Genomic DNA, 8,449 nt, shown 5'->3' on the forward strand with positions numbered 1-8,449 from the left:
CCGCAGCCCGGCCCGCACCCGGCCCCGCCGGCGTCGCGTCCGTCGCGACCGATCCCGCCCGCGTCGCGCTCGTTGTGTCCTTCGCGGCCGACCCTGCCGGCGTCGCGACTGACCCCGCCGGCACGGCGGCCGAGCGCGCCGGCCAGCAGGAGGACGATCGCCGCGACGAGGAGGCCGGTCATGGTCGCCGCCACGACCGGTCGGCCGAGCCACGCGACGACGAGTCCGGCGCGCGGGATCACCGTCTCGGTCCGGCCGATCGTGGCCGCCGGCGCCGCCGTCCAGAACTCGTGCCCGGTGTTCGCGTCGCCCCGGGTGTCGAAGACGAGGATGTCGCCGGCCCGGCGCACCGACACCACGCGGTGGGTCAGCGTGGTTCCGGGCCGGGTGACGTCGGGAAAAGTGATGACCTCGCCCGCGGCGGCCGCGCTCGCCGGGATGTCCCGCGAGACGACCAGGTCGCCGGTGGCGATGGCCGGGTACATGCTGTCCGACTTCTCGACGAGCGTGCGGACGCCGAGCACCCGGCCGCCGGCCACGACCACCGCGGCGAGGACGGTGAGCACCATCAGCGCCGTGGTCACCGACCCGAGGGCCGACCGGCCGGCTCCGCGCCGGGTCAGCGGGCGTCCCACGTGAAGGTCTGCGTCGCGGTCCTGCCCTCGGCGGCCTGGTTGTCGGCGACGTCGACCGTGAACTGGTAGACGTGCTTCTCGTTCGTCGCCCAGGCGGCGGCCGGATCGGTGATCGCGGCGGCGTAGGTGCTCGGGTAGGACGCGAGGGTCCCGCTGTAGAGCACGCCGCCCCCGCTGTCGGCCGTGAAGCCCGTGCAGTCGGGGAACGCCGGCGAGGCGATCGTGCCCCGGGTGACGGTCAGGTTCAGGTACGCCTCCAGCCCCGTGCCGCCCGTCGTGGCCCCGAAGAGCTTGACGCCGGCGGGCAGCGAGCCGGTGTAGGTGACCTGGAGACACCGGCTGACGGGCGCCCCCGGCCGCATGCCCGGCACGGTGAACATCGCCGAGCCGGAGTCGTTGTCGGTCAGCGACACCGTGCCGGCGCCGAAGCTGTTGCCCGTACTCGTGGTCTGCGCGTTGAACGCGGAGAAGGTCGCCCCACCCGCCACGAGTCCGATGACCAGCGCGGCGCTGAGGGTCACGGCTGCCTTGGTGCGTTCCCGGCTCTTCACGAAGGGCCACGATCGGCCCGCACCCGCACAGGTTGAGAACAGGGTGCGTCAAGGAGTGGTCAAGACGGCCGCGGCGTTGGCCACGGGACCGGACGCGACCGGCCGGCCCAGGACGCCGGTCACCTGCGCGGGCGTGAGCTGCTGCGCCACACCGCTGCCCAGGCCCAGCTGTCCCGACGAGTTGACGCCCCAGCACCACACCGTTCCGAAGGCGCGGGTGCCGCACGTGTGACTGCTGCCGCCGCTCACCGTCACCCAGGACGTGGCGGTGCCCACCTGCGCCGGCGTCGTACGGTCGGCGGTGGTGCCGGTGCCGAGGCGGCCGCCGGCGCCCGTACCCCAGCACCAGAGCGTGCCCGGGTCGCGGACCGCGCAGCTGTGGTCGGTGCCGAGCCCCACCGCGAGCCAGGTCGCGTCCGCGACCTGCCGCGGCGTGCTCGACGAGGCGGTCGAGCCCACGCCGAGCCGCCCACCGCCGCCGTCACCCCAGCACCACAGGCTTCGGTCCGTACGGACGGCGCACGCGTGCTGGAACCCCACGCTGACCGTGGCCCAGCCCGTCGCCGCCGGCGTCGTCACCGGCGCGGGTGCCGGCTGGCTCGTGGCCGTCGTGCCGTTGCCGACCTCGCCGGAGCTGTTGCGCCCGAAGCAGTACAGCGTCCCGTCGATCCGCGTCGCGCACGTGACCAGGTTGCCCGCCGTCACGGCCGCCCAGCCGGTGGCGGCGGGGGACGTCACCGGCTGCGGCGTGGTGTACCCGGTGGTCGAGCCGATGCCGAGTTGCCCGCTGCCGTTCGCGCCCCAGCACCAGAGCGTGCTGTCCGTCCCCACCGCGCACGCGTGCTGGGCCCCCGTCGCGACCTGCTTCCACATGCTCGCGGTGCCGACGCGGGCGGGCGAGTAGCGGGCGGTGGTGTCGCCCACGCCCAGCCGGCCGCTGGTGTTCACGCCCCAGCACCACAGGCTGCCGTCGGTGCGGGTGCCGCACGAGTAGCGGTCGCCGGAGGAGGCGGAGGTCCAGGTCGCCTCCGGCCCGATCCGGTACGCCGTGAAGCGCACCGCCTGCAGATCGCCCCAGCACCACATCGTGGCGTCGGCGCGCACGGCGCAGAACTGGTTGCCGATCGGTCCCGGGCCGGCGCCGGGCCAGCCGCCGGTCCCGGCCTGGACGGGCGTGGTGCGGTCCGTGGTGTCGCCGACGCCGGCCTGACCCCACGCGTTGTCGCCCCAGCACCAGAGCGAGTCGTCGGTCTGGGTGCCGCACGTCGCGTAGTGGCTGCCGGTGGCGGTGCGCCACGTCGTGGCCGTACCCACCTGAGCCGGGGTGCTGCGGTCCGTGGTGGTGCCCGTCCCGAGGCGTCCGTCGGCGCCCACACCCCAGCACCACAGGGTCCCGCCGGTCTTGATGCCGCAGGTGTGGTCGGTGCCGAGCCCGAAGCCGGCCCACGAGCCGGTGACGGGTTGCGGAACGCTCGCCCCGGTGGTGGTGCCCGTCCCGAGCCGCCCGCCGCCGCCGTCACCCCAGCAGTAGAGGCTGTTCCCCGTCCGCAGCGCGCAGACATGCTGATAACCGAGCGCGACTTTCGTCCATCCTGTCGCCGCGGGCGATGTGACCTGCGCCGGCGTGGCCTGGCTCGTCGACGTCGTGCCGATGCCGATCTCCCCCGAGCCGTTGCGCCCGAAGCAGTACAGCGTCCCGTCCGTGCGGGTGGCACACGTGAACTGATTGCCGGTCGCGACGGACGCCCAGCCGGTCGCCGCGGGGGACGTCACCTGACGCGGGGCGGTGTAGCCCGTCGTGCTGCCCTGACCGAGCTTGCCGAGCGAGCCGTCGCCCCAGCACCACAGCGTCTGGTCGGACTGGATGCCGCACGTGTGGCTGGCGCCCGCGGCCACCTGGGTCCACGCGGCGGTGCCGACCCGGGTGGGGAGCTGGCGGGCGGTGGTGTCGCCGGAGCCCTGCTGGCCGGAGGTGTTCACCGAACCCCAGCACCACAGGCTGCCCGGCGTCTGCACCCCGCACGTGTAGTGGTCGCCCGACGCGACGGACGCCCACGTGCTGTCGGTGCCGATGCGGGCGGGGGTCAGCTGCGCGTCGCCGGTGTCGCCCCACGACCAGAGGGCTCCGGGCGGGCCGTACGGGCCGTCGGCGGCGTACGTGTTGGCCTGGTTGAGCGTGGTGACGGAGAACGCGGCGCCGGACGGGCTCCCGGACAGGGTGAGCGCGACCAGCATCGTCACCGCCAGCGCGGCGATCACCCGTCGGACGCTCACCCGTCCCTCTTCGGCGCCTCCGCGGGCCGGTTAAGACTCTTGGGCGCTCAGGAGGATGCGGATGCTCACGGCGCCACGGATGTCGAGCCACGCCTGCGCGGGCCCGCGGACCAGGCGCAGCACGACGTCCTCGCACTCCGGGCAGCGGGCGACCAGGCCCGGCGCCGGCCCCCACACGAGCAGGGCGGCGACGGCGCTGACCGTGCGGCAGCCCCCGCACGTGACGGCGGCGCCGGTCAGGTCGACGGCGAAGATCTCCGCCAGGTCGCCGCCCAGGGCGTTGCCGTCGACCTCCGACGTCATGCCGTGCCCCCGAATCGCTCGGTGCGGATCTTCCGGGAGTCGTGGCCGAGGGCGACGAGGATGTCGGCCGCCGTCTCCACGAACGCGGTCGGCCCGCACACGAACACGTCGGGCGCGAAGTCCGGCGGCCAGCCATGCGTGTTCAGGGTGGCGACGCTGATCCGGCCGGGCGGCTCACGCCAGCCCTCGGGCGCCTTCCGGGTGTAGACGAAGTGCACGTCCAGTCCCGGATCGTCGCGGACGCGGCGGCGCAGCTCGTCGGCGTAGAGCACGTCCTCGGGGGTGCGTACGGAATAGATCAGGCGGAACGGCTGCCGGCCACGCACGTCTCCGCGCGCCCGGGTCATCGCCATGAGCGGCACGACGCCGGAGCCGCCGGCCACCAGCAGGACCGGCGCGGTGCTCGCGGGCCGCCACACGAACCAGCCGCCGATCGGCCCGCGCAGCTCCACCTGCTGACCCACCTCGAGCACGTCGGCGAGATAGCTGGACACCTCGCCGTCCTCGACGCGCTGCACGGTCAGCTCGACCTTGCCGCCCTCGCGCCACGACGACGCGATCGAATAGCTGCGCTGCGCCTGATAGCCGTCCGGGGCGGTCAGCCGCACGTCCACGTGCTGCCCGGCCAGGTGCCCGGGCCAGCCGGGCACGTCGAGCACGAGCGTGCGGGCGGAGGCCGTCTCCCACCGGGCCTCCGCCACCGTGGCGGCGCGCCACGCGAGACGTGCCATCAGTCGCCCTGGTAACGCTGCTCGCGCCACGGGTCGCCGTACATGTGGTAGCCGGCCTCTTCCCAGAAGCCCGGCTCGTCCTGCTGGATCATCTGCAGGCCGTTGACCCACTTCGCGGACTTCCAGAAGTACAGGTGCGGCACGAGCAGCCGGGCGGGCCCGCCGTGCTCCGGGTGCAGCGGCTCGCCGTCGAAGGTGTGCACGATCCACGCCTTGCCGTCGAGCAGATCCTCCACCGGCACGTTCGTCGTGTAGCCGCCGTAGCTGTGCACCATCGTGTAGTCGGCGGTCGACTCGAGGTTCTCGAAGATGGTGTCGAGCGCGACGCCCTTCCACGTGGTGCCGAGCTTCGACCACTTCGTCACGCAGTGGATGTCGACCGTGAACTCCTCCTGGGGGAGCGCGTTGAACTCCTCCCAGGTCCAGGACGTCTTCTGGCCGAGCTCGTCGGTGACCGTGAAGCTCCACCGGTCGAGCGGGATGCGCGGAGTGGGCCCGGCGGAGAGCACCGGGAAGTCATGGGTGAGGTACTGGCCGGGCGGCAGATCCGGCCGGGAGGAACGGCGCCGCCCGCCGAACCCGGGACTGATGATGCTCATGGGGAGCAGTAAACCGCACTCCCGGGGGTACGGGCAGCTGCCCGCGTACGGTGATCTTCACCGCGCTTCCCGTTCGGACACCTCCGCCGCCTGCGCCCGCCCCGCCTCGGCGGCCGGCCGGCGCCTGCCGGGGTCCAGCGGGTTCCGCCCGATCGCGGTGAGCGCGGCATCGGTCGGCGAGATCACCACCGCATTGATCGACTTCGCCTGTACGCGCGGATCGCCCGCCCGCCGCCCACTCGCCGTGACGGGGGCGATGACCGTGGTCCGGTGGCCCGCCGCCAGGTCGACGTTGGCGACCGAGCGCACCCCGCCGTCGATGTACCGCTTCCCGTCCACCGTCATCGGCGGCCACACGAGCGGCACCGCGCAACTGGCCGCGACCGCGTCGATGAGCGACACGCCACTGTCGTTGTCGAAGATCCGCACGGCCCCGGTCGCCGCCTCGACCGCCGGAATCCTGAGCCGCGTGGCGGGCCACTCGTCGCGGCCGACGCGGGCGGCGATGGCTTCCCGGCGCACGGACTCGGGGACCGTGCGTGCCCGCAGCGCGGCCCGCCCCAGCCGCGCCCGGCCGCCCGGCCACCACGCCGCCAGCGCGAACCCGGCCAGCACCCGCACCCCGACGACGGCGTTGCGGTCCCCGGAGGTGTCGGTCCGCTCGTGCTCGTAGAGCTCCTCGAGCGAGCGCCCGCTGGTCAGCAGCGCGGCCACGACCGCCCCGGCCGACGTGCCGACGACGAGATCCGCCCGGGTGAGGTCGCGCCCGCGCTCGGCGAGCCCGAACAGCAGCCCGATCGTCCACGCCACCCCGGTGACCCCGCCGCCCCCGAGCACGAGCGCCCGCTTCTCCATGCGCTCTTCTACCACCCTGTCCCAATGGTTGCCACCGTGGTTCCGAACGTCTGCAAATCGGGTCCACTCGGACTAACTGACGGTTACATTGGGGTCGCTTTCAGTCACGTCGGTCGGGGCTTCAGCCGCCGAACGGACTGCCGTCTCACGTTTGGAAGGACCCGTCCCCATGTCGCTTCTCGCAACGAGGCGTTCGCGGCTGGCTGCCTCAGCGTCCGCCGCGACCCTCGTGGTCGGCGCCACCCTGGCCGTCACGGCCACCCCGGCGTTCGCCGCGGACATGACCATCACCAGTGTCGCGCCCGCCAAGGTTGCCGCCGGCAGCGCGAACCGGGTGGTCATCATCACCGGTACCAACTTCGACGAAGATGCCATCTCCGACATCTCGCTCGGCACCGACACGGACTGCCAGGATCTCAGCACCTACGTCGTGACCAGCGCGACGCAGATCTCGGTCAAGACGCCCGGAGTCGGCACCACGGGTTCCGCGCCGGGCTGTGCCGCCTCCGCGAACGGCACGGCCGAGTCGGTGACCATCGACCCGTCCGCGACCGGTGCGGCCGATGTGGTCAAGACGGGCGCCATCACCTTCGTGACGCCGCCCTCGCTCGACGCCGTCGCGGACAAGCCGGTGATCACGGACAACAGCTCGCAGCTCGCCACGGCCGACCAGATCCAGACCCTCAACGCCGCCGGTGGGCAGCTGCTGCGCATCACCGCCGGCAGCGACTTCGCCTTCGACGGCCGCGCCTCGGCCGGCCTCACCGGTACGTACGGCGGCAAGCCGCTGACCTCGGTCGGCTTCATCGCGGCCGACGGGACGGCCCAGGCGGCCACCGCGGCGCCGACGGCCAACGGGAACGTCTGGCTGGCCCGCACGGCCACCGGCCTCACCGCGTCGACCGACCCCACGCTGTCGATCACGCAGGGGACGGTGTCCAAGAACTTCCTCAACGCGGCCACCGGCACGACCATCGTGTCGACGCCCACGGTCACCTCGCTCGACGTCAACTCGGGCAAGGTCAACGCCGCGACCACGGTGAAGGTCACCGGCACCAACTTCAGCACGACGCTCGGCGACATGGCGGTCTCCTTCTGCGGGGTGTCCGGCACGGTCACGGCCTCGACGGCCACGGTCGTCACGGTCACCACGCCGACCACGGTCAGCGGCACGGCCGGCACCGGCATCGGCACCGCGACCGCGGGTGTCTGCCCGGTCGTGGTCTCGAAGACCCAGAACGGCGTCACGACCAGCAGCCCGGTCACGCCCACGAGCTTCTTCGCCTTCGTGGACCGCTGATCCGCGCAGTTCTCACGGCGGGCGGGTGGCTTCGGCTGCCCGCCCGTTTTCTTCGGAAGGACTTCTCATGTCGCTTCTCGCAACGCGGCGGTCGCGGCTGGCTGCCTCCGCCACGGCCCTCCTGGCCGGTGCGTCCCTGATCGCGGCGGCCGTCCCGGCCTACGCCGCCGCCATGACCATCTCCACCGTCACGCCCGCCAAGGTCGGGGCCGGGATGGCGAACCGCACGGTCACCGTCAACGGCACCAATTTCGACGAAGAGCTGATCGGCAGCGTCTCGCTGGGCGGGGACACCAACTGCGCCAAGCTGGACAACTTCATCGTCACCAGCTCCACGCAGCTGTCGCTGAAGACGCCGGCGAGCGGGTGCGCGGCCTCCAACGGCGGCAATCCCGAGGCGGTCACGATCTACGGGACCGACGGCAGCACGGTGCTCGCGACGAAGGCGGCCGTGCTGACCTTCATCCCGTCGCCGTCGCTGGCGGACGTGGGGGACAAGCCCGTGGTCACCGACAACAGTGCCGCGCTGGACCTCGCCGGCCGGGTGCAGGCGCTCAACGCGGCGGGCGGTCAGGTCGTCCGGATCAAGGCCGGCGCCGACTTCGCCTTCGACGGGCGCAGTGCCGCCGCGCTGAGCGGGACGCTGAACGGCAAGGCGCTGACCACGGTGGGGTTCCTCGCGGCTGACGGGACCACCGTGCAGGCCGTGAACAGCGCGCCGGCCGGCCCGGGCAACTACTGGCTGGCGCGGACCGGCACGTCGATGCTGGCCTCGGCCACGCCGAGCCTGGTCGTCAATCAGAACACGGTGTCGCGGACGTTCGCGAGCACCGCGACCGACCTGACCGTCGTCGCCGCGCCGATGATCAGCTCGCTCGACGTCACGTCCGGGAAGATCGGCGCCGCGACCCGGGTGCGGATCATCGGCACCTCGTTCAGCGCCACCTCCTCGGAGCTGGCGGTCACCTTCTGCGGGCTGCCCGCGCCGATCACCGGCGCCACGAGCGTGAACAGCATCTCGGTGGTCGTGCCGAACCCGGCCGCGACGCCGCCGACCTCGCTGGACGATCTGGTGGCCGCGCTCGGCGGGACCGCGGGCGTCTGCCCCGTCGTCGTGACGCGGGGCGGGGTCAGCAGCCCGGTGACGAGCGTGACAGCCTTCGCGTTCCTCGACCTACAGCGAGCCGACGAAGAACTACAG

General features: G+C 73.0%; 9 protein-coding genes. 2 read left to right on the forward strand and 7 right to left on the reverse strand.

Annotated features, from left to right (window positions below):
* From RBH18_RS41650 to RBH18_RS41680, 7 genes are all read right to left on the reverse strand, one after another.
* The coding region (locus tag RBH18_RS41650) for a signal peptidase I (RefSeq protein ID WP_306216029.1) at positions 1-635 on the reverse strand (635 nt) is incomplete at its 3' end.
* Positions 620-1,186, reverse strand: coding sequence for a TasA family protein (locus tag RBH18_RS41655; protein WP_306216030.1), 567 nt, complete (start codon positions 1,184-1,186; stop codon positions 620-622). The genes RBH18_RS41655 and RBH18_RS41650, both read right to left, overlap by 16 nt.
* A gap of 48 nt (positions 1,187-1,234) precedes the next feature.
* The gene (locus RBH18_RS41660; RefSeq protein ID WP_306216031.1) at positions 1,235-3,460 is read right to left on the reverse strand and encodes an RCC1 domain-containing protein; all 2,226 of its coding nucleotides are present in this window, start codon (positions 3,458-3,460) and stop codon (positions 1,235-1,237) included.
* Positions 3,461-3,490: 30 nt separating this feature from the next.
* The gene (locus tag RBH18_RS41665; protein ID WP_306216032.1) at positions 3,491-3,763 is read right to left on the reverse strand and encodes a DUF6510 family protein; all 273 of its coding nucleotides are present in this window, start codon (positions 3,761-3,763) and stop codon (positions 3,491-3,493) included.
* Positions 3,760-4,494: a ferredoxin reductase gene (locus RBH18_RS41670; protein ID WP_306216033.1), complete on the reverse strand. Its 735-nt coding sequence runs from the start codon at positions 4,492-4,494 to the stop codon at positions 3,760-3,762. The genes RBH18_RS41665 and RBH18_RS41670 overlap by 4 nt, the downstream gene beginning before the upstream one ends.
* On the reverse strand, positions 4,494-5,093 hold the full coding sequence (locus RBH18_RS41675) for a sulfite oxidase-like oxidoreductase (RefSeq protein ID WP_306216034.1): 600 nt from the start codon (positions 5,091-5,093) through the stop codon (positions 4,494-4,496). Before RBH18_RS41675 ends, RBH18_RS41670 begins: the two co-directional genes overlap by 1 nt.
* 57 nt (positions 5,094-5,150) lie before the next feature.
* On the reverse strand, positions 5,151-5,948 hold the full coding sequence (locus RBH18_RS41680) for a patatin-like phospholipase family protein (protein ID WP_306216035.1): 798 nt from the start codon (positions 5,946-5,948) through the stop codon (positions 5,151-5,153).
* Positions 5,949-6,117: 169 nt separating this feature from the next.
* Here RBH18_RS41680 and RBH18_RS41685 point away from each other — a divergent pair, with 169 nt between their 5' ends.
* Positions 6,118-7,248 (forward strand): IPT/TIG domain-containing protein, encoded by a 1,131-nt coding sequence (locus RBH18_RS41685; RefSeq protein ID WP_306216036.1) that lies wholly within the window; start codon positions 6,118-6,120, stop codon positions 7,246-7,248.
* A gap of 67 nt (positions 7,249-7,315) precedes the next feature.
* Positions 7,316-8,449: IPT/TIG domain-containing protein (locus tag RBH18_RS41690; protein WP_306216037.1), on the forward strand; the 1,134-nt coding region annotated here is incomplete at its 3' end.

Origin of the sequence: Actinoplanes oryzae (genome assembly GCF_030757795.1) — a bacterium.
Lineage (GTDB): Bacteria > Actinomycetota > Actinomycetes > Mycobacteriales > Micromonosporaceae > Actinoplanes.

Bases quoted from the DNA above. Each gene is read 5' to 3' on its own strand.
- RBH18_RS41665 (WP_306216032.1), bottom strand. From the start codon at position 3,763: ATGACGTCGGAGGTCGACGGCAACGCCCTGGGCGGCGACCTGGCGGAG.
- RBH18_RS41670 (WP_306216033.1), bottom strand. From the start codon at position 4,494: ATGGCACGTCTCGCGTGGCGCGCCGCCACGGTGGCGGAGGCCCGGTGG.
- RBH18_RS41675 (WP_306216034.1), bottom strand. From the start codon at position 5,093: ATGAGCATCATCAGTCCCGGGTTCGGCGGGCGGCGCCGTTCCTCCCGG.
- RBH18_RS41680 (WP_306216035.1), bottom strand. From the start codon at position 5,948: ATGGAGAAGCGGGCGCTCGTGCTCGGGGGCGGCGGGGTCACCGGGGTG.
- RBH18_RS41685 (WP_306216036.1), top strand. From the start codon at position 6,118: ATGTCGCTTCTCGCAACGAGGCGTTCGCGGCTGGCTGCCTCAGCGTCC.